The sequence below is a fragment of the Modicisalibacter muralis genome (assembly GCF_900102945.1).
GTDB classification, from domain to species: domain Bacteria; phylum Pseudomonadota; class Gammaproteobacteria; order Pseudomonadales; family Halomonadaceae; genus Modicisalibacter; species Modicisalibacter muralis.
This window is the reverse complement of the sequence record NZ_FNGI01000002.1, coordinates 395923-415702: the sequence shown is the minus strand read 5'-3', so window position 1 is coordinate 415702 and position 19780 is coordinate 395923. Positions and strand designations below refer to the sequence as shown.

Below are 19780 nucleotides of genomic sequence, written 5' to 3'. Positions count from 1 at the left end.
GCCATTGGTCGCGCATCGCTCTTGCCGTTAAGGTGTTGAGCACTCCTTCAACGACAAGGCGAAACAGCATGCCTCCCATCAAGATCGGACTCGTCGGCCTGGGCAAGATCGCCCGCGACCAGCATCTGCCCGCGCTAGGCAACAACCCGGATTTCGAACTCGTCGCCGTGGCCAGCCGCAACGCCTCGCTAGAGGGTGTCGCGGATTTTGCCAGCCTGGAAGCGATGCTCGACGGCGCGCCCGAACTCGACGCGGTGGCGCTGTGCACCCCACCCACCGTACGTCATGCCCAGGCGCGGTTGGTGCTGGCCAGGGGCAAGCATGTGCTACTGGAGAAGCCGCCGGGCGCCACGCTCAGCGAGGTGGAGGACCTGACCCGCCAGGCCGAGGTGGCCGGACGCACGCTGTTCGCCACCTGGCATTCACGCCATGCGCCTGGTGTGGCACCGGCGCGCGAGTGGCTGGCCGCGCGCGAGATTCAGCGTGTCGAGATTCAATGGAAGGAAGACGTGCGTGTCTGGCATCCCGGCCAGGAGTGGCTGTGGGAGCCCGGCGGCATGGGCGTGTTCGACCCCGGCATCAATGCGCTGTCGATCGTCACCGGGATCCTACCCAACGCCTTTTTTCTGCGTGAAGCGACGCTTTTCGTGCCCGAGAATCGCCAGGCGCCGATCGCCGCCAACCTGGCCTTCAGCGACGCCGCCGGAGCGCCGATCGAGGCCGAGTTCGACTTCCTGCAGAGCGGCCCGCAGACCTGGGACATTCACGTCGACACCGATGCCGGTCGCTTGACGCTATCCAAGGGCGGCAGCCAGTTGTTCATCGACGGCCGGCTCGAGCACGAGGCGCCGGAGCAGGAATATCCTAGTCTCTACACGCGCTTCGCCGAGCTGATCGGCGAGTCACGCTCGGAGGTCGACGTCGCGCCGCTGCGCCATGTGGCGGATGCTTTTCTGTTGGGGCGGCGTGAAGTCGTCGAGGCGTTCGTCGAGACGTAAGTCAAGGATTGTCCTGCTGGCGGATGATTTCACGCAGCGTGGACATCAGCGCGCCGGCGCCGGGTGACAGGCGCTGGTCGCGCAGGCTGACCAAGCCGTAAGGCTGAACGCTGAGTGGTTCGCTGAACGGCAGGATGCGAAAGCGCTGCGGCGCGCATAGCATCTCGGCGACCTGGCGGGTGGTGACGGTCAGCGAGTCGGACTTGTCGACCAATGCCAGCGATACCAGGATATCCGGTGTATCGACGATCTGTCGTGGCGGCCGCACGCCGTGGTGTAAAAACAGATTGTCGACTCGCTGGCGCAGTAGCGCGCCGGGAGGTTGCAACGACCACGGATAGGTCACCAGCCTTTCCAATTCCAGCGGCATAACGTCGATTAACGGATGCCCTTCGCGGCAGACGATACAGATATCCTCCTCGCCGATCTCCTCGAACACGAAGCGCTCCGCCGGAAACCCCTCCGGAATGCGGGTGATGGCGAAGTCGAACTCACCCTCCATCAATCGCGGTATCAACACCTTGCTGACATCGACATCGACACGCACCTTGAGCCCCGGCAGATCGCGATGCACGTGTTCGATGGCGCTGGCGAGGATCGTTACCGCCGGCGCCATCACCGTACCCACCGCCACCACCCCGGCATTGCCCTGGCGCATGGCGTTGAGTTCCTCGCCAGTGTGATGCAATTCCGAAAGTATGCTGCGGGCATGGCGAATCATGATCTCGCCGTACCAGTTGGGTGTCACACCGCGCGAGTGGCGATCGAACAACGCCACGCCGAGTTGCGTTTCCAGGTCGCCGAGCAGCTTGGAGGCAGCCGGCTGACTCATCGATAGACTCGCTGCGGCGCGATGCAGGTTGCGATGCTCCTCCAAGGCCAGAAACAATTGCAGATGACGCAACTTTAGTCGTGCGCGTAAAAACCAGTCGGTGGCGAGTCTACCCATGCTGTCAGGCCTTGTCGTTTAGCGATAATAGAAGTGGTATGCCTTTTATCAGCAAGGAGTATTAGTCGGTTATTGGCATTGTGTCTAATGTGATTCGAGGCCCGATTTTCGTTAACGGCAACAGGTTTTTCACCTTGAATGACAGACAGGAGCACCACTCATGTCATGGATCACTCCTCTCCCTCAGCTGGCGTTTGGCGCCGGCCTGGCTGTTCTGATAACGGGTGTGGCGCAGGCCCAGATGGGCGAGAGCATCGAGCGCTCGACATTCGGGCAACTGCCCGATGGTCGTGACGTCGACCTCTATCGCATCACCAACGCCAATGGCATCGAGATGCGCGTTACCAATTATGGCGGCATCATCGTCTCGCTGCGCACGCTCGATGCGCAGGGCGAGTTCGATGATATCGTGCTGGGTTTCGACTCGCTGGATGGCTACCTTTCGGATGCATACCGCAAGTCCAATCCCTATTTCGGCGCGCTGATAGGACGCTACGGCAACCGCATCGCCGGCGGGCAATTCTCGTTGAATGGCGAGACCTATGAGCTTGCGACCAACAACGGCCCCAATCATCTGCATGGTGGCGACAAGGGATTCAACCGGGTGCTGTGGCAGGCCAAGCCGTTCGATAACCACGAAGGGGCCGGTCTGGTATTGAGCTATGTCAGTGCCGACGGGGAGGAGGGCTATCCGGGCAGACTGGATGTGCAAGTGACCTACACGCTGACCGATGCCAACGAACTGGCCATCGATTATCGGGCAACGACCAGCGAAGCGACGCCAGTCAACCTGACTCAGCACACGTATTTCAATCTCGAGGGCGAAGGTAGTGGCAGCATTCTCGATCACCGCTTGATGATCAATGCCGATGCCTTTACTCCAGTCGACGAGACGTTAATTCCCACCGGCGAGATTCGCCCGGTTGCCGGCACACCGTTCGACTTCAGGGAGCCGACGGCGATCGGCGCACGTATCGACCGGGGCAACCGGCAACTGGAATTCGGCCAAGGCTATGATCATAACTTCGTGCTCAGGCGTGACTCGGCAGCGGGCGACGATCCGGCGCTTGCCGCTCGGGTATGGGAGCCCGACAGCGGGCGTGTGCTCGAGGTAGCAACGACAGAGTCAGGGCTGCAATTCTACTCCGGCAACTTTCTCGCCGGCACGCTGGTCGGCAAGAGTGGCGAATCTTACAAGCATCGCTCGGGTTTTGCACTGGAGACCCAGCATTTCCCGGATTCGCCCAATCAGGCGAACTTCCCATCGACGATTCTCGAGCCCGGGGAAACCTATCGCTCGCGAACGGTGTACACATTTTCCACGCGGAGTCGCGAAGAGACGGGGCAATGAAGATGCCTCGCCTGTTTATCGATTGGCAATATGCCGGGATAACGAGACGACTTTAGTCGCATTCATTTCGAGCTAGCGGTTTCATGCAGGCCCATGTTTACAGCATCCATTCAATATCGATATTAAAATAAGTATCAACATTTTGATAAATAGGTATTTGCTGGTTATTGCTTGCCTGCATAACGTAACCCTGTGTCAACCGCGTAAGCACGCCACGCGGCAACCGAACAACAATGATGCCCCACGGCACAAAGGAGATCGCCAATGTCATTCATCCCCACCCTTACACGTCTGGCGCTAGGTGCTGGCCTTGCCTTGTCATCGCTCGGTGCGGCGCAGGCGGCCGAGGATGTCACGATCGGCTTTATCGTCAAGAAGCCTGAGCAAGCCTGGTTCATCAACGAACAACGAGCGGCCACCGAGCTAGGTGAGGAAAAGGGCTTCGAGGTGGTGTCGATGGCTGGGGAAGATGGTCAGCAGGTGCTGAGTGCCATCGATAATCTTTATTCGCAAGGCGCGCAGGGTTTCGTCATTTGTCCGCCCGACGTGCGTCTGGGGCCGGCGATCATGCGTCGCGCCGAAAAGTACGATATGAAAGTGGTGACTGTCGATGACCGCTTCCTGGGTGCCGATGGTGAGCCCATGGAAAAAGTGCCGCATCTTGGCATGTCCGGTTACAAGATCGGCCAGCAGGCCGGCAGAGCAATCGCCAAGGAAATGCAGGCGCGCGGCTGGAACCCAGAGGAGGTCGCTGCGCTGCGTATCACCAACTACGAGCTGCCCACCGCCAAGGATCGCACCGATGGCGCCACCGACGCGCTGCTCGAGGCCGGCTTCAAGAAGGCCAATATCTTCGATGCGCCGCAGCAGAATACCGATACCAGCAGTGCCTTCAAGGCGGCCTCGCCGGTGCTTTCCAAGCATGGTGAGTTCAAGCATTGGGTGATTTACGCACTCAATGAAGAAAGTGTATTGGGCGGTGTGCGTGCCAGCGAGCAGTACGGCTTGTCGGCCGATCAGGTGATTGGCGTGGGTATCAATGGCTCGGGTGCGGCCTTCGCCGAGTTCCAGCGTGAGAAGCCTACCGGCTTTCATGGCACCGTCGCGGTCAGCTCGACCATGCATGGCCACCAGAGCGCATCGAATCTATACCAATGGATTACCGAGGGCGAGAAGCCACCAGCCAATACCGAAACGACCGGTCAGCTGATGACTCGCGATAACTGGCGTCAGCTTCGTGAAGAAATGGGCCTTTAAGTCGGATTCATGAGTCGTGCGCCCGGCTCGGGTAAGGGCGCACGTATCTTCGACAGTCGTTAATCGGGAGTCTCCCGTATGTCCGAACCCTATCTTCGCTTCGACGGCATCACCGTCGAGTTCCCCGGCGTGCGTGCGCTCGATGACGTCAGCTTTGGCGTCAAGGCCGGTGAAGTGCATGCCCTGATGGGCGAGAACGGCGCCGGCAAATCGACGCTGCTCAAGGTGCTCAGCGGGGTCAACAAGGTGGCTGCCGGGGCATTGTGGATCGATGGCGAGCGTCACGTATTCGCCAACGAGCGTGAGGCGCTGGGCCAGGGTATCGCCATCATTTATCAGGAGCTGACACTGTCGCCCAACCTGTCGGTAGCCGAAAACCTGTTGCTTGGGCAACTGCCCGAACGATGCGGTTTCATCGACCGTCGCGTGCTGCGCGAGCGCGCCATCAAGGTACTCAGCGACCTGGGTGAGGAAGGCATTCATCCTGCTATCAAGGTTCGCGATCTGTCGATCGGTCAGCAGCAGATGATCGAAATCGGCCGCGCGCTGCTGCGCGACACGCGCATTATCGCCTTCGATGAACCCACCAGCAGCCTTTCGGTGCAGGAAATCCGGCACCTCAAGCGCATCGTCAAGCGCCTGCGCGACGAGGGACGGGTAGTGCTGTATGTCACCCATCGCATGGAAGAGGTCTTCGAGATGTGCGACGCGGTCACCGTGTTTCGCGACGGTCGACACATCCATACCCACCCTGGCCTGGAAAACATCGATCACGACATTCTGGTCAGCGAGATGGTCGGACGCCAGATCGAGGATGTTTACGGCTATCGCTCACGTGAGCATGGCGCGACGCTGCTCGAGGTCGAGGGGCTCAAGGGGCCTGGTGTGCAAGTGCCAGCCAGCTTCGCGGTTCGTCGTGGCGAGGTGTTTGGGCTATTCGGTCTGGTCGGCGCCGGACGCAGCGAATTGCTGCGCTTGGTCTGTGGGGTGGAAAAGGCTGAAGAGGGCAGCGTGCGTCTCGAGGGCGAAACGCGCCGCTTCGAAAGTCCTCGCGAAGCGATTCGCGCTGGTATCGCCATGTGTCCGGAAGATCGAAAGTCGCAGGGAATATTCGCGGTGGCCAGTGTCGCCGATAACCTCAACATCAGTTGCAGGCGTTTCTTCACACGCTGGAAGTTGTTTCGTCATTCCGCACGTGAAGCGCGCAACGCTAATGACTACATCCGTCGCCTGAGCATCAAGACACCGGGACCGCGTGCGCGGATTGGCACACTCTCGGGTGGCAATCAGCAGAAGGTGATCGTGGCGCGCTGGCTGGCCGAGGAGATCGAGGTGTTCGTCATGGACGAACCGACTCGTGGCATCGATGTCGGCGCGCGCCGCGACATCTATTCGTTGCTCTACGACCTGGCCGATCAAGGCAAGTGCGTGGTGGTGATCTCCAGCGACCTGGCCGAGGTCAGCTCGATTTGCGACCGCATTGGCGTGATGCGTGACGGTGAACTGGTCGACATCGTGGCGCGTGAGCAAGCTACCCCCCAACGTTTGCTGGGCCTGGCATTGCCGGCCTGAACGCTTTTACAGAGAGAAACGTCATGTCTATCGACAAACTCGCCAAGGCTCAATCCGAGCCGGATTTCGGCGCGGCGAATGGACGCCTGGGACTACCCAAGGCGCTACGCACCCTGCTCGATACCTCGGGCCTGATTGCCGTGTTCATTCTGCTGTTCATTGGCCTATCGGTATTGGTGCCCGACTTTCTGACCGGTCGCAATATCGTCGGCCTGCTGCTCTCGGTAACGCTGATCGGTACCATCGCCACCACCATGATGCTGGTATTGGCGCTGGGTGAGGTTGACCTTTCAGTGGCCTCGATCGTAGCCTTCGCCGGGGTCGTCGCGGCGGTGATAACGTCGACCTCGGGTAGCGTGGCCATAGGTGTGCTGGCAGGGATCGCCGCCGGTGGAGCGGTGGGCGCCTTCAACGGTTTCGTGGTGGCGCGCTTTGGCGTCAATTCGCTGATCGCCACCCTGGCGGCCATGGAATTCGTGCGCGGCCTGGCCTATATCACTTCCGGCGGTGATGCGGTGATGATCACCGTACCCGGCTTCTTCCAACTGGGCAGTGCTTCCTTTCTCGGCTTGACGCTGCCGGTGTGGACCATGATCGCCTGCTTCGTGATTTTCGGTGTGTTGCTCAATCTCACCGCCTTTGGGCGCAACGTGCTGGCCACCGGTGGTAATGCCGAGGCGGCGAGCCTTGCTGGGGTCAACGTGCGCCGCCTCAAGATTACCGTATTCGCCCTGCAGGGCATGATTGCCGGTATTGCCGGGGTATTGCTCACATCGCGCATGGGGTTGGGCGATCCGAATACCTCTCTGGGCCTGGAATTGGCGGTGATCTCGGCTTGCGTGCTGGGCGGTGTGTCACTCTCGGGTGGGGTGGCGTCGATCACCGGCGTGCTGGTCGGTGTGCTGATCATGGGTTGCGTGCAGAACGCCATGGGCCTGCTCAATGTGCCGACTTTCTATCAATACCTGGTGCGCGGCGCGATCCTGCTGCTGGCGGTGATGTTCGACCGTTGGAAGCAGACCCGTCGCACGCGCGCCTAGGAGCCATATCCGATGTCCGATAACAAACGCCCGCTGCGCTCCGCCGAGTGGTTTGGCAGTGCCGACAAGAATGGCTTCATGTACCGCAGTTGGATGAAGAATCAGGGGTTTCCCGACCACGCATTTCAGGGCAGGCCGGTCATCGGTATCTGCAATACCTGGTCGGAGTTGACACCCTGCAACGCGCATTTCCGCAAGGTCGCCGATCACGTCAAGCAGGGCGTGATCGAAGCCGGTGGCTTCCCGGTGGAGTTTCCGGTGTTCTCCAACGGCGAATCCAACCTGCGGCCCACCGCGATGTTCACTCGTAACCTGGCGAGCATGGATGTCGAAGAGTCGCTGCGCGGCAATCCGGTGGATGCGGTGGTGTTGCTGGTGGGCTGCGACAAGACCACACCGGCACTGCTGATGGGAGCGGCGAGCTGCGATTTGCCGACCATCGTGGTCAGCGGTGGGCCGATGCTCAACGGCAAGCATCAGGGCAAGGATATCGGGTCGGGTACCGTGGTCTGGAAGCTCTCCGAACAGGTCAAGGCTGGGCGAATCTCGATGCATGACTTCATGGCGGCGGAGGCCGGCATGTCGCGCTCCGCTGGCAGCTGCAACACCATGGGTACCGCGTCGACGATGGCCTGCATGGCCGAGGCGCTGGGCACCTCGCTACCGCACAACGCGGCGATTCCGGCGGTCGATTCGCGTCGCTATGTGCTGGCGCATCTATCCGGCAATCGCATCGTCGAGATGGTCCACGAAGGCTTGATCCTGTCGAAGGTACTGACCCGCGAGGCATTCGAAAACGCCATACGTGTGAATGCCGCGATTGGCGGTTCGACCAATGCCGTGGTGCATCTCAAGGCCATTGCCGGGCGTATCGGTGTCGATCTGCAACTCGATGACTGGACGCGCATCGGGCGTGGCACGCCAACCATCGTCGATCTGCAGCCTTCCGGGCGCTTCCTGATGGAGGAGTTCTATTACGCGGGTGGACTGCCGGCGGTGCTGCGGCGCCTTGGCGAGGCCGAGCGGTTGCCGCATCGCGAGGCGTTGACCGTCAACGGTAAAACGCTATGGAAGAATGTCGCCGATGCGCCGCTTTACAACGATGCGGTGATACGTCCGCTCGACAATCCCTTGTGCGATGACGGCGGCATATCCGTGCTACGTGGAAATCTTGCCCCTCGTGGCGCGGTGCTCAAGCCATCGGCGGCCAGCCCAGAATTGATGAAACACCGTGGCCGTGCGGTGGTATTCGACAATTTCGATCATTACAAGACGCGCATCAACGATCCCGAGCTCGATGTCGATGCCAACAGCGTGCTGGTGATGCGCAACTGCGGGCCCAAGGGTTACCCCGGCATGGCCGAGGTCGGCAACATGGGCTTGCCCGCCAAGCTGCTCGAGCAGGGCGTCACCGACATGGTCAGGATCTCCGATGCGCGCATGAGTGGCACCGCCTACGGCACCGTGGTGCTGCACGTGGCGCCGGAGGCCGCCGCCGGTGGGCCACTGGCAGCGGTGCGCGATGGCGACTGGATCGAACTCGACTGCGACGTTGGCAAACTGCACCTGGATATCAGCGACGCGAAACTCGCGGCGCGACTGGCAGAACACGATCCCACCGCCGCCTCGCGTACCCTGGCCAGCGATGGGGGGTATCGTCAGCTTTATATCCAGCACGTGCTACAGGCCGATGAAGGCTGCGATTTCGATTTTCTGGTCGGTCGCCGCGGCGCCGACGTTCCTGCCCACTCGCATTGAGCGCGAGAGTGATTCAATTTGGTTATCGGGAGCATTGCCATGCAACTCTTTCAAACTATCGACGATGCCGCCAGGCGCCAAGTCATCGCGATAGAGGGGGCCGGAACAAGGACGCATCCTCGAGGAGATCGATAGCGTCTACAAGCTGGCGCTCGGTGCCATCGAGCGTGGTGTGACGCTGCATGAACTGGTTGCTGATTGGCCCGGCACCGATAAGGTGAATGTCACGACGCTGGCCGAGCAAGGTCGACTGTTATCGCCTATCGATCACCCCGATCCCGCGCATTTGCTGGTCACGGGCACTGGCTTGACGCATCTGGGCAGCGCCGAAGGGCGTGACAGAATGCACCGTCGGCTCAATGACGCCGAGACGCTGACCGATTCGATGAAGATGTTTCGCAAGGGGCTGGAAGGCGGCAAGCCGGCGTCCGGTGTGATCGGCGTACAGCCGGAATGGTTCTACAAGGGCGATGGCGGCATCGTCGCCGCGCCGGGGGCTACGCTGAACATGCCGAGTTACGCGCTGGATGGCGGCGAGGAACCCGAGATCGCCGGCATTTACGTGATCGACGATCGAGGCGTGCCATGCCGACTGGGGTTCGTGCTGGGTAATGAGTTTTCCGATCATGTCACCGAGCGCGAGAATTATCTGTATCTTGCCCATTCGAAGCTGCGCGCCTGCGCCTTTGGTCCCGCGCTGTGTCTTGGCGCACTCCTCGATGACGTGCGTGGCGTATCGCGCATTCGCCGTAATGATGCCGTGTTGTGGGAAAAGCCGTTTCTATCCGGCGAGGTCAACATGTGCCATAGCATCGCCAACCTTGAAGCCCATCACTTCAAATATGCGCAGTTTCGACGGCCGGGAGATATCCACGTGCATTTCTTCGGTACCGCGACCCTGAGTTTCAGTGACGATGTGCGTACCCAGCAGGGCGACGTCTTCGAGATCGAAGCCGGTGGCTTCGGGCCGGCACTGCGCAATTCCTTGGCTACGCTGGAGCAGGAGCCTCCCGTCGTGCGAGAAATCTAGACGACTAGCATTCAAGGGGTGACCCGCAATGAGGTCAACGCCGCCACCCGAGTGTACGACACTTACCCCCACAACCTCGCCACGATCACCACCAAGCCGAAGGCAATAACGCCGGCCACCACCGGCCAGCCCAGGGCGCGGGTGCGCCGCCATACGATCAGCGTGGCGGCGACACCGACCAGCGTCGCCAGCCAGCCGACGAGATCCTGGCGTTGCGGCGCCAGCGATACACCAAGTAGGGCAGCGATCATCAACGGGCCCAACACGCCGAGCCAGGGCGGCATGGCATCGAGCCCAGGTTCATCGCCAAAGCGGCGTAGCCGGCGTCGCATCCACACCAGCGGCAGCGCCCGCATGGCCAGGGTGCCCAATGCGACGCTCATCACCGCCAACCACATCCCTGCATTCATGACCCTATTCCTCCGGCGATCCGCGGGCGGTGCCTGACCGCGTAGAAACACAGAGCGCCGCAGGCCGCCGCCAGAGGAATACTGACGCTAGTCAGTCCGCTCAGCGTCAACGCCAGTGCCGCGACCATGCTGACGCCCAGGGCCAGGGACCAGCGAAACGACGTGAAACGGGGCGCCAGCAATGCCAGAAACAGCGCAGGCAGCGCGAACGGCATCACTTCGCCGAGTAGTGGCCAGCGGTGGGTCAACCACTCGCCGGCAACGGCTCCGAGCAGGCTGCCACCCACCCAGCTCGACCAAGCCAACACGGCGGCGCCGGTGAACCAGCCGAGGCGTTGCGCCGCCGGTATCCGTGGCAATCGCGTGTGGGCCAGCGCAAAGACCTGATCGGTCAAGCCATGCATCAACCAGGGCCACCAGCGGCTGCCGGTCAGCCAGGGCGCCAGATTGGGGGCATAGACCACATGGCGTATGTTGATCAGTAGCGTCATGGCGACTGTCAGCCACAATGGCGCGCCGCCGGCAGCCATGCCGACGAACAGGAATTGCGATGCCCCGGCGTAGATCAGTGTCGAGATTGCGACAATCTCCCAGGTGGAGAATCCGGCTTGGGTGGCAACCAGACCGAAGGAAATCGCCACCGGTACGTAGCCACCGAGCAGCGGTATCGCTTCGCGCAGGCCGGTCAGCCAGGCCGATGAGTTATGACGGATCGATTCGCTGCTCATCCGGCGTCGCTCCCGGTATAGACGATGGTCAACAAGAAGGTCGCGGTCTCGGTCTCGGTGCGATAGGCGTGCGGCCGATCCGCAGGGAAATCGAAGCGATCCCCGGCGGCCAACGGCCTCATCGCCTCTATGGGGCCGGCCGTGAGCGTGCCGCTGACCACGTTGAGAAACTCCCGGGTGCCCGGCGAGTGCGGTTCCGCCCGGCGATGAGTGTGGGGTTCGCAACGCATCCAGTAGGCATCCACTGCCGGTCGGTCCTTGCCCTGATCGATCAGTTGTACGGTGACGCCATCCTCGCCGAGGGTGGCGGTAATCGGTGCGACCAGGGTGCCGAAGGGCACCGCGAGCTGCATCGCCAGACGCCACAAGGTATCCAGCGTGGGATTGCCGTCGCCCTGCTCAAGGCGCGACAGATTCGATTTGGCGATCCCCGCCTGCGCCGCCAGTTGCGATAACGACCAACCGCGCGCCTGGCGTAGGGCTTGCAGGTGATTGCCCAGCGTCTTTAGCGAGCGTTTGTCCATGGCTTGGTCCTGCGAGAGTGTTCTTTATAAAGAACGTTCTATAAAAAGAACGGCTATTTGTCAATTTTCGTTGCGCGCCGTCGCTGTGGCTGACGTCGCATTCGCGACAGCGATGACGCTTTTGGAATTTTCACCGTCGTTTCCAAGCGCCGGGCGACAGGGGGCCGGGGCTATTCTGCCCGCATGACGCCAAACCCTGGAGCCGATCATGAATCCCGCCGAGTTGCATAACGATGCCATCGTCATCGATGGCCTGATCATCGCCAAGTGGAACCGCGAGCTGTTCGAGGACATGCGACGCGGCAAGCTGACGGCGGCCAACTGCACGGTATCGGTGTGGGAGGGTTTCCAGGCCACGGTCAATAACATCGTCGCCTCGAACAAGCTGATGGCCGAGTGCAGCGATCTGGTGCGCCCGGTGCGCACCACGGCGGACATCACCCGCGCCAAGGAAGAGGGCAAGACCGGCATCATCTACGGTTTCCAGAACGCCCATGCCTTCGAGGACCAGATCGGCTACGTCGAGGTCTTCAAGCAGCTCGGCGTGGGCATCGTGCAGCTCTGCTACAACACCCAGAACCTGGTCGGCACCGGCTGCTACGAGCGCGACGGCGGCCTCTCCGGCTTCGGTCGCGAGATCGTCGCCGAGATGAATCGCGTCGGCATCATGTGCGATCTCTCCCACGTCGGCGCCAAGACCTCCGAGGAGGTCATCCTCGAGTCGCAAAAGCCGGTCTGTTATTCCCATTGCCTGCCTTCCGGGCTCAAGGAGCACCCGCGCAACAAGTCCGACGAGGAACTCAAGTTCATCGCCGATCACGGCGGCTTCGTCGGCGTGACCATGTTCGCGCCGTTCCTCAAGAAGGGCATCGACTCGACCATCGACGATTACTGCGAGGCCATCGAGTACGTGATGAACCTGGTCGGCGAGGACGCCATCGGCATCGGCACCGACTTCACCCAGGGCCACGGCCACGATTTCTTCGAGTGGCTGACCCACGACAAGGGCTACGCGCGTCGCTTGACCAGCTTCGGCAAGATCGTCAATCCGCTGGGTATCCGCACCGTCGGCGAGTTCCCCAACCTGACCGAGGCGCTGCTCAAGCGTGGCTTTAGTGAAACTCAAGTCAGAAAAGTCATGGGCGAGAACTGGGTGCGGGTATTGAAAGACGTTTGGGGCGCCTGAGCCAAATCGATCTTCTACAAGAACAACCGTTTTTAGAGGTAACCACCGTGACCAAGATGGCCCCTGAACTGCCCATCGAAGTGGACAGCGAAACCGGCGTGTGGACCACCGATGCACTGCCGATGCTCTACGTGCCGCGCCATTTCTTCATTAATAACCACGTCGCCGTAGAAGAAGCGCTGGGCGCGGAGAAGTACGCCGAAATTCTTTATCACGCCGGCTACAAGAGCGCCTGGCACTGGTGCGAGAAGGAAGCCGAGCTGCACGGCCTGAACGGCGTGGCGGTGTTCGAGCACTACATGACGCGCCTGTCGCAGCGCGGCTGGGGCCGCTTCATCACCGAGGAGATCGATCTCGAGGCCGGTACCGCGCGGGTGCGCCTCGAGCATAGCGCCTTCGTCTACCAGCTCGGCAAGGTGAATCGCAAGGTCGAGTACATGTTCACCGGCTGGTTCGCCGGGGCCATGGACCAGATCCTCAGCGCCCGTGGCAGCGAGCTGCGCACCGTCGCCGAGCAGAGCCAGAGCGCCGCCGAAGAAGGTCACGATCATGGCCTGTTTATCGTTAAGCCGTTGAGCTGAGGATTGTTGAGATGGCATTCGAAGCGCTGTTCCAGCCGATTCAGATCGGCAAGCAGACCATCCGTAACCGCGTGGTCAGCACCGCTCACGCCGAGGTTCACGCCACCGATGGCGGCATGACCACCGAGCGCTACGTTAAGTATTACGAAGAGAAGGCCAAGGGCGGCTGCGGCCTGTGCATCTGCGGTGGCTCGTCGGTGGTGTCCATCGACAGTCCGCAGGGCTGGTGGAGCTCGGTGAACCTGTCCACCGATCGCATCATTCCGCATTTCCAGAACCTTGCCGATGCCGTGCATAAGCACGGCGGCAAGATCATGATCCAGATCACCCATATGGGCCGCCGCTCGCGCTGGGACGGTTACGACTGGTCGACGCTGCTGTCGCCGTCGGGCATTCGCGAACCGGTACACCGCTCGACCTGCAAGACCATCGAGGAAGAGGAGATCTGGCGCATCATCGGTGATTTCGCCCAGGCCGCGCGCCGCGCGAAAGAGGGTGGGCTGGATGGCGTCGAGCTGTCCGCCGTGCACCAGCACCTGATCGACCAGTTCTGGAGTCCACGGGTCAACAAGCGCACCGATGAGTGGGGCGGCAGCTTCGAGGGACGCATGCGCTTCGGCATGGAAGTGCTCAAGGCGGTGCGCGCCGAGGTCGGCGACGACTTCGTGGTCGGTATGCGCATCACCGGCGATGAGTTCCATCCCGATGGCCTGACCCACGACGACATGAAGCAGATCGCCGCCTACTACGATGCCACCGGCAAGGTTGATTTCTTCGGTGTGATCGGTTCGGGCTGCGATACCCACAACACCCTGGCCAACGTGATTCCCAACATGGCCTATCCGCCGGAGCCGTTTCTGCACCTGGCGGCGGGTATCAAGGAGGTGGTCAGCGTACCGGTGATCCACGCCCAGAACATCAAGGATCCCAACCAGGCGCAACGCATCCTCGAGGGCGGTTACGTCGACCTGGTGGGCATGACCCGCGCGCATATCGCCGACCCGCACTTCATCGCCAAGATCAAGATGGACCAGGTCGACCAGATCAAGCAGTGCGTGGGCGCTAACTACTGTATCGACCGCCAGTACCAGGGCCTCGATGTGCTGTGCATCCAGAACGCCGCGACCTCGCGCGAGTACATGGGCGTGCCGCACATCATCGACAAGAGCGAAGGGCCCAAGCGCAAGGTGGTGGTGGTCGGCGGTGGTCCCGCGGGCATGGAAGCGGCGCGAGTATCCGCCGAGCGCGGCCACGACGTCACCCTGTTCGAGGCCGCTGAGCAGCTCGGTGGCCAGATCACCCTGGCGGCGAAGGCGCCACAGCGCGACCAGATCGCCGGCATCACCCGCTGGTATCAGTTGGAACTGGCGCGCCTGGGTGTCGATCAGCGCCTGGGGACCCGCGCCGACGAGGCGACGCTTGTGGATTTGCGCCCGGATATCGTGATCCTCGCCACCGGCGGCCAGCCGTTCCTGTCGCAAGTGCCGGAGTGGGGCTACTCCGAAGAGCAGGGCAAGAGTCTCGTGGTCAGCAGTTGGGACATCCTCGGCGGCGCCGTGGCGCCGGGCAAGAACGTGCTCGTCTACGACACCATCTGCGAATTTTCCGGTGTCTCGGTGGCCGACTACCTGGCCGACAAGGGCGCCAAGGTGGAAATCGTCACCGACGACATCAAGCCCGGCGCGGCGGTCGGCGGCACCACCTTCCCGACCTATTACCGCAGCCTCTACGAGAAGGAGGTGATCATGACCTCCGATCTGGCACTGCACAAGGTCTACCGCGAGGGTGACGCGCTGGTGGCGGTGCTCGAGAACGAGTACACCGGCGCCCAGGAGGAGCGCGTGGTCGACCAGGTCGTGGTCGAGAACGGCGTGCGTCCGGATGAAGCGCTGTACTACACGCTCAAGGGTCAGTCGCGCAACAAGGGCCAGATCGACCTCGAGGCGCTGTATGCGATCCAGCCGCAGCCCGCTCTGGCGGAGGATGGAGACGGCTTCCTGCTGTTCCGCCTGGGCGACTGCACTGCACCACGCAATACGCATGCGGCGATCTATGACGCGATACGCCTTTGCAAAGACTTTTGAATTGGCGGAATAAGTTCGGGGTGAGGTTCGTCCAGCGCCACACATCCGCGAAATCCCAAGGGTCGGACTTGCACCTGCGGTTACGGCGTGAAACGGCCATCCCTGGCCGTCACGCCTCTGCCGTCGTCCTGACGGCAGAACCGCGTTGCTGCGTAGCCCCTTGGCGCGGACATGAAAGCGCTTAGCGAACCACCACCCCGGACGATCGATTAGCAAGTAGCATTTTATCCTTGTGAGGAGAGCCACCATGCTCGACACCCTCCTGCCGATACTTCTCTTTTCCGCGCTGGCGTTGGCGGCGATCGGCGCCGTGAAGCGCGTTCGCCTGTGGCGCCAGGGGCGGCCCTCGCCCGTACCGCTCCTCAAGGGGCTGGCGGCGATGCCGCGGCGTTACCTGGTCGACCTGCACCATGTGGTGGCGCGCGACAAGGCGATGTCCAACACTCATGTGGCCACCGCCGGCGGCTTCGTACTGGCGGCGGCGCTGGCCATCATCGTGCATGGCTTCGGCCTGGAAAGTGCGATCCTGGCCTGGGTGCTGCTCGCTGCGACGGTCTGCATGTTCGTCGGCAGCCTGTTCGTCGCCAGGCGGCGCCGCAACCCGCCGGCGCGCCTGTCGAAGGGGCCGTGGATGCGCCTGCCCAAGAGCCTGATTGCCTTCTCGCTGGGCGTATTCCTGGTCACCCTGCCCACGGCGGGCGTGTTGCCTGAAGACCTGGGTAGCTGGATTCTGGCGTTGGTGCTGGCCGGCGTGGTGGCCTGGGGCCTGGGCGAGCTGTTCTTCGGCATGACCTGGGGCGGGCCGATGAAGCACGCCTTCGCCGGCGCCTTGCACCTGGCCTTCCATCGCCGTCCCGAGCGTTTCAACGAGGGCCGCTCCACCGGCTTGAAAGCATTGAATCTGGATAATCCCGATGCGCCATTGGGTGTCGAAACACCCAAGGATTTCACCTGGAACCAACTGCTCGGCTTCGATGCCTGCGTGCAGTGCGGGCGCTGCGAGGCGGCGTGCCCGGCCTTCGCCGCCGGCCAGCGGCTCAACCCCAAGAAGCTGATTCAGGACATGGTCGTCGGCATGGCCGGCGGCAGCGATGCCAAATACGCTGGCAGCCCTTACCCTGGGATACCGGTCGGCGAGCACGCCGGCGAGCCGCACGGCCCCATCGTCGCCCGGCAGGGTACGGCGCTGGTCGATGCCGAGACGCTGTGGTCATGCACCACCTGCCGCGCCTGCGTCGAGGAGTGCCCGATGATGATCGAGCACGTCGACGCCATCGTCGACATGCGCCGCTTCCTAACCCTCGAACACGGCAACACGCCCAACAAGGGCGCCGAGGTGCTCGATAACCTGATCGCCACCGACAACCCCGGCGGCTTCGATCCCGGCTCGCGCATGCATTGGGCGGCGGATTTGAACCTGCCGCTGATGGCCGACAAGCGCGAGGCCGAGGTGCTGTTGTGGCTGGGCGACGGCGTCTTCGACATGCGCAATCAGAGAACGCTGCGTGCGCTGGTCAAGGTGCTGCGCGCGGCCGACGTCGACTTCGCCGTGCTCGGCAATGAGGAGCGCGACAGCGGCGATGTGGCGCGCCGGCTGGGCGACGAGGCAACCTTCCAGTCGCTCGCCAAACGTAATATCGCCACCCTGGCGCAGTATCGCTTCGAACGCATCGTCACCTGCGATCCGCACAGCTTTCATATCCTCAAGAACGAATACGGTGAGCTGGGTGGTAACTACGAGGTGTTCCACCACAGCACCTACCTCAATCGCTTGATCGAGGCCGGGCGGCTTAGCTTCAAGGCGTGGAAGGGTACCAGCGTGACCTATCACGACCCCTGTTATCTCGGCCGCTACAACGGCGAGTACGAGGCGCCGCGCGAGGTGCTCAAGGCGTTGGGTATCGAGGTGAAGGAAATGGCTCGCTCGGGCTACCGCTCGCGCTGTTGCGGTGGCGGTGGCGGCGCGCCGATCACCGATATTCCCGGCAAGCAGCGTATCCCCGACATGCGCATGAACGATGTGCGCGAGACCGGCGCCGAGCTGGTCGCGGTGGGCTGCCCGCAGTGCACCGCGATGCTCGAAGGGGTGGTGGCGGAAGATCGCGCCGAGATCAAGGACATCGCCGAGCTGGTCGCCGATGCGCTGGTCGAGGACGCAGCGCCGGGTGGGGCCGGTAAGACTCGCCGCAATGCCGAGGAGGTGGCGCTATGAGCGAACTCGTCCGTCGCGACCCGCGCAAGGAGTGGATCGCTCGCAACCGGCTGCATCCCCAGCATCTCGAAGTGCTGGCGGAACTGGGCGGTGGGGCCTCGCCCAGCGAGTGGCTGGGCCCCAACGGGCTAATGCGTCGCGACCCGCATGCCGTCGGCTTCATCGGTCCCAACGGCATCAAGCGCATCGACCGTAGTGGCGCGCAGCAGGCTGCGGCCCAGTCCAGTAGTCGCCAGGCGCAGCCCGAGGACACGCGACGCCGCGTCGAGATCGAAGCACCGGCCTTCCTGGTCGCCGTGGTGCCCGACATGCCTAGCGGTCGGCTGTCGTCGCACGACCGCGACCTGCTGGGCCTGGCGCGGCAACTGGCCGATGCCGAGCCCGAACGGCCCGGCGCGGTGCTGGCCGTGATCTTCGGCGAGCACAAGGAAACACATTTCGACGAGGCCGGCGCCGACCGCCTGCTGCACCTGGCGGGCGAGGGCTTCGCCGGTTATATGCCCGAGGCGCGCATCGCCGCCTTGCAGAGCGTCGAACGCGAACTGACGCCGCGCCACTGGCTATTGCCGGATTCCACCCTCGGCGGCGCCGAGCTGGGCCGGCGCCTGGCGGTGCGTCTGGGTGAGCGCCCGGCGACCCAGGTCTGGCAGATCGAGGCGGACGCCGCGAGCGAGCATGGCTGGCGCTGCATGGCGCGTGGCGCAGCGGGCAGCAGCGACATTTCACGCACCCTGCCGCGTGTGGCGCTGGCGTTGGCGGAGTGCGCCGAGCCGGTCAGCGAGACGCGCCATGCTGCGCAACCCGTTACGTTGGCACAAGGGTTGCCCGAGGTGCTGGGGCGTATCGAGGACCTGGGCGCGGTGGCGGTAGATCCCGCCGGCGTGGCGTTGGCCGAGGCCGAGTTCATCCTCTCCGCCGGTAATGGCGTCAAGGATTGGGACGCCTACCATCACGCCGCTCAGGTACTCGGCGCGACCGAAGGTGCCTCGCGGGTGGCGGTGGACGATGGCTTCATGGCGCGCGACCGGCAGGTCGGCGCGACCGGCACCTGGGTCACGGCGCGGGTCTATGTGGCGGTGGGTATTTCCGGTGCCATTCAGCACCTGCAAGGCATTCAAGGCTGCGACAAGGTCGTGGCGATCAATCTCGATGGCGGCTGCGACATGATCAAGCGTGCCGATCTCGCTGTGATCGGCGATGCCGGGGCAATCCTCGCTGCGCTGGTGGCGCAGGTCGAACGTTATCGGGAACAGCAACGGGAGAATCGCGATGCCGCATAATGCCCCACAAAGCGCGACTCGGCCCAATGTCGCCGTGCTGGTCTCGGTAGGCCACCATCCGCTGACTGCGCGTGCGCGGCGCGCCGATCAGGATGCCCGCGCGGTGGAAATGGCGCTGTCGCTGAATGACATCCAAGCGAGCCTGATTCATGCCGGATGCCATGACGCTGACAGCGACGCTGCGCTATGCGGGTATCTCGGCATGGGCTTCGAGGCGATCGAGCTGATCGAGCAGTCATCGGGTGCCGATGTGGCGCCGGCGCTGGCCGAGGCGCTACGCGACGCCGCGCCGCAATTGGTACTGAGCGGCGCGCGCGCCGAGACCGGCGAGGGTTCCGGCCTGCTGCCGTATCTGCTCGCCGAGTCGCTCGGCTGGCCCATCGTCACGGGTTTGGCGGCGGTGGAAAGCATCGAGCATGGCGTGGCCACGGTGCTACAGGCACTACCGCGTGGTCAGCGCCGCCGCTTGCGCGTGCGTCTGCCGGCCATCGCCACGGTTGAGAGCAGCGCCCCGGCCGCGCGCCAGAGCGCCTTTGGGCCCGCGCGTCGCGGCGAGCTTACGTGCCAGGAGCGGCCAGGTATCGACGACGAAGCCCTGGCCGAGTGGCGCGTGCAGCCGGCGCGCAAGCGGCCGAAGCGCTTGAAGATCGTCAAGGCGACATCGGCGCGCGATCGCTTCAAGGCCGCCGCCGCCAAGGCCGAGGGCGGCGGCGGGCAGGTGCTTAACGACGCAACGCCCGAACAGGGCGCCGAGGCTATCTTCAAGCTGTTAAGGGAAGAGGGCGTGCTGCGTTAGGAAACCACTGCATAAATGCCTGCA

At 62.8% G+C, this 19780-nt stretch carries 18 protein-coding genes; 13 read left to right on the top strand and 5 right to left on the bottom strand.

Annotation, left to right across the window (positions count from 1 at the left end; all coding sequences use genetic code 11):
* The first annotated feature begins 68 nt into the window (after nucleotides 1–68).
* Nucleotides 69–998 carry a Gfo/Idh/MocA family protein gene (locus tag BLR92_RS06490; protein WP_089726688.1) on the top strand — a complete coding sequence of 310 codons (930 nt, stop codon included), beginning with the start codon at nucleotides 69–71 and terminating at the stop codon, nucleotides 996–998.
* 1 nt (nucleotide 999) lies between these two features.
* Here the strand turns inward: BLR92_RS06490 and BLR92_RS06485 are convergent, their stop codons facing one another.
* The gene (locus tag BLR92_RS06485) at nucleotides 1000–1947 is read right to left on the bottom strand and encodes a LysR substrate-binding domain-containing protein (RefSeq protein ID WP_089726686.1); all 948 of its coding nucleotides are present in this window, start codon (nucleotides 1945–1947) and stop codon (nucleotides 1000–1002) included.
* A gap of 160 nt (nucleotides 1948–2107) precedes the next feature.
* Between BLR92_RS06485 and BLR92_RS06480 the strand changes: the two genes are divergently transcribed.
* Entirely contained in the window at nucleotides 2108–3298 is a 1191-nt protein-coding gene (locus BLR92_RS06480; RefSeq protein WP_089726684.1) for an aldose epimerase family protein, read from the top strand.
* Between the two features lie 97 nt (nucleotides 3299–3395).
* On the opposite strand, the gene BLR92_RS19675 is transcribed toward BLR92_RS06480, so the two are convergent.
* On the bottom strand, nucleotides 3396–3569 hold the full coding sequence (locus BLR92_RS19675) for a hypothetical protein (protein ID WP_175488740.1): 174 nt from the start codon (nucleotides 3567–3569) through the stop codon (nucleotides 3396–3398).
* On the opposite strand from BLR92_RS19675, the gene BLR92_RS06475 reads away from it, so the two are divergent.
* The 5 genes from BLR92_RS06475 (at nucleotide 3563) to araD1 (ending at nucleotide 9955) form a co-directional block, all read left to right on the top strand.
* Nucleotides 3563–4555 carry an arabinose ABC transporter substrate-binding protein gene (locus BLR92_RS06475; protein ID WP_089726682.1) on the top strand — a complete coding sequence of 331 codons (993 nt, stop codon included), beginning with the start codon at nucleotides 3563–3565 and terminating at the stop codon, nucleotides 4553–4555. The two genes, BLR92_RS19675 and BLR92_RS06475, sit on opposite strands and share 7 nt — an antisense overlap.
* A 78-nt stretch (nucleotides 4556–4633) precedes the next feature.
* A complete protein-coding gene (gene araG, locus BLR92_RS06470; protein WP_089726680.1) occupies nucleotides 4634–6127 on the top strand; it encodes an L-arabinose ABC transporter ATP-binding protein AraG in 1494 nt (497 codons plus the stop codon).
* Between the two features lie 23 nt (nucleotides 6128–6150).
* A complete protein-coding gene (gene araH, locus BLR92_RS06465; protein ID WP_089726678.1) occupies nucleotides 6151–7167 on the top strand; it encodes an L-arabinose ABC transporter permease AraH in 1017 nt (338 codons plus the stop codon).
* A 12-nt stretch (nucleotides 7168–7179) separates the two neighbouring features.
* Nucleotides 7180–8925 (top strand): IlvD/Edd family dehydratase, encoded by a 1746-nt coding sequence (locus BLR92_RS06460; RefSeq protein ID WP_089726676.1) that lies wholly within the window; start codon nucleotides 7180–7182, stop codon nucleotides 8923–8925.
* A 115-nt stretch (nucleotides 8926–9040) separates the two neighbouring features.
* Nucleotides 9041–9955 carry an AraD1 family protein gene (araD1, locus tag BLR92_RS06455; protein ID WP_340148214.1) on the top strand — a complete coding sequence of 305 codons (915 nt, stop codon included), beginning with the start codon at nucleotides 9041–9043 and terminating at the stop codon, nucleotides 9953–9955.
* Between the two features lie 62 nt (nucleotides 9956–10017).
* On the opposite strand, the gene BLR92_RS06450 is transcribed toward araD1, so the two are convergent.
* From BLR92_RS06450 to BLR92_RS06440, 3 genes are read right to left on the bottom strand one after another with little or no spacing between them, the layout of a single operon-like run.
* Nucleotides 10018–10365, bottom strand: a complete 348-nt coding sequence (locus tag BLR92_RS06450; protein ID WP_089726674.1) for an AzlD domain-containing protein — start codon at nucleotides 10363–10365, stop codon at nucleotides 10018–10020.
* Nucleotides 10362–11093 carry an AzlC family ABC transporter permease gene (locus tag BLR92_RS06445; RefSeq protein ID WP_089726672.1) on the bottom strand — a complete coding sequence of 244 codons (732 nt, stop codon included), beginning with the start codon at nucleotides 11091–11093 and terminating at the stop codon, nucleotides 10362–10364. The genes BLR92_RS06450 and BLR92_RS06445 overlap by 4 nt, the downstream gene beginning before the upstream one ends.
* Nucleotides 11090–11617, bottom strand: coding sequence for a helix-turn-helix domain-containing protein (locus tag BLR92_RS06440; protein WP_089726670.1), 528 nt, complete (start codon nucleotides 11615–11617; stop codon nucleotides 11090–11092). Before BLR92_RS06440 ends, BLR92_RS06445 begins: the two co-directional genes overlap by 4 nt.
* 208 nt (nucleotides 11618–11825) lie before the next feature.
* Between BLR92_RS06440 and BLR92_RS06435 the strand changes: the two genes are divergently transcribed.
* The 6 genes from BLR92_RS06435 (at nucleotide 11826) to etfB (ending at nucleotide 19756) form a co-directional block, all read left to right on the top strand.
* Nucleotides 11826–12803, top strand: coding sequence for a dipeptidase (locus tag BLR92_RS06435; protein ID WP_089726668.1), 978 nt, complete (start codon nucleotides 11826–11828; stop codon nucleotides 12801–12803).
* A gap of 47 nt (nucleotides 12804–12850) precedes the next feature.
* The gene (locus BLR92_RS06430; RefSeq protein ID WP_089726967.1) at nucleotides 12851–13384 is read left to right on the top strand and encodes a 4-vinyl reductase; all 534 of its coding nucleotides are present in this window, start codon (nucleotides 12851–12853) and stop codon (nucleotides 13382–13384) included.
* Nucleotides 13385–13395: 11 nt separating this feature from the next.
* A complete protein-coding gene (dgcA, locus tag BLR92_RS06425) occupies nucleotides 13396–15468 on the top strand; it encodes a dimethylglycine demethylation protein DgcA (RefSeq protein WP_089726666.1) in 2073 nt (690 codons plus the stop codon).
* Between the two features lie 247 nt (nucleotides 15469–15715).
* A complete protein-coding gene (locus tag BLR92_RS06420; RefSeq protein ID WP_089726664.1) occupies nucleotides 15716–17680 on the top strand; it encodes a (Fe-S)-binding protein in 1965 nt (654 codons plus the stop codon).
* Complete coding sequence (gene etfA, locus BLR92_RS06415; RefSeq protein ID WP_089726662.1) at nucleotides 17677–18960, top strand: electron transfer flavoprotein subunit alpha; 1284 nt, start codon at nucleotides 17677–17679, stop codon at nucleotides 18958–18960. The genes BLR92_RS06420 and etfA overlap by 4 nt, the downstream gene beginning before the upstream one ends.
* Nucleotides 18950–19756, top strand: a complete 807-nt coding sequence (etfB, locus tag BLR92_RS06410; protein WP_089726660.1) for an electron transfer flavoprotein subunit beta — start codon at nucleotides 18950–18952, stop codon at nucleotides 19754–19756. Before etfA ends, etfB begins: the two co-directional genes overlap by 11 nt.
* Nucleotides 19757–19780 lie beyond the last annotated feature (24 nt).

What these genes read in the sequence shown, in the direction of transcription:
- BLR92_RS06420 (WP_089726664.1), top strand. Translation starts at nt 15,716, where the DNA reads ATGCTCGACACCCTCCTGCCGATACTTCTCTTTTCCGCGCTGGCGTTG.
- etfA (WP_089726662.1), top strand. Translation starts at nt 17,677, where the DNA reads ATGAGCGAACTCGTCCGTCGCGACCCGCGCAAGGAGTGGATCGCTCGC.
- BLR92_RS06435 (WP_089726668.1), top strand. Translation starts at nt 11,826, where the DNA reads ATGAATCCCGCCGAGTTGCATAACGATGCCATCGTCATCGATGGCCTG.
- BLR92_RS06445 (WP_089726672.1), bottom strand. Translation starts at nt 11,093, where the DNA reads ATGAGCAGCGAATCGATCCGTCATAACTCATCGGCCTGGCTGACCGGC.
- dgcA (WP_089726666.1), top strand. Translation starts at nt 13,396, where the DNA reads ATGGCATTCGAAGCGCTGTTCCAGCCGATTCAGATCGGCAAGCAGACC.
- etfB (WP_089726660.1), top strand. Translation starts at nt 18,950, where the DNA reads ATGCCGCATAATGCCCCACAAAGCGCGACTCGGCCCAATGTCGCCGTG.
- BLR92_RS19675 (WP_175488740.1), bottom strand. Translation starts at nt 3,569, where the DNA reads ATGACATTGGCGATCTCCTTTGTGCCGTGGGGCATCATTGTTGTTCGG.
- araG (WP_089726680.1), top strand. Translation starts at nt 4,634, where the DNA reads ATGTCCGAACCCTATCTTCGCTTCGACGGCATCACCGTCGAGTTCCCC.
- BLR92_RS06480 (WP_089726684.1), top strand. Translation starts at nt 2,108, where the DNA reads ATGTCATGGATCACTCCTCTCCCTCAGCTGGCGTTTGGCGCCGGCCTG.
- araH (WP_089726678.1), top strand. Translation starts at nt 6,151, where the DNA reads ATGTCTATCGACAAACTCGCCAAGGCTCAATCCGAGCCGGATTTCGGC.
- BLR92_RS06450 (WP_089726674.1), bottom strand. Translation starts at nt 10,365, where the DNA reads ATGAATGCAGGGATGTGGTTGGCGGTGATGAGCGTCGCATTGGGCACC.
- BLR92_RS06440 (WP_089726670.1), bottom strand. Translation starts at nt 11,617, where the DNA reads ATGGACAAACGCTCGCTAAAGACGCTGGGCAATCACCTGCAAGCCCTA.
- BLR92_RS06485 (WP_089726686.1), bottom strand. Translation starts at nt 1,947, where the DNA reads ATGGGTAGACTCGCCACCGACTGGTTTTTACGCGCACGACTAAAGTTG.
- BLR92_RS06475 (WP_089726682.1), top strand. Translation starts at nt 3,563, where the DNA reads ATGTCATTCATCCCCACCCTTACACGTCTGGCGCTAGGTGCTGGCCTT.
- BLR92_RS06460 (WP_089726676.1), top strand. Translation starts at nt 7,180, where the DNA reads ATGTCCGATAACAAACGCCCGCTGCGCTCCGCCGAGTGGTTTGGCAGT.
- BLR92_RS06490 (WP_089726688.1), top strand. Translation starts at nt 69, where the DNA reads ATGCCTCCCATCAAGATCGGACTCGTCGGCCTGGGCAAGATCGCCCGC.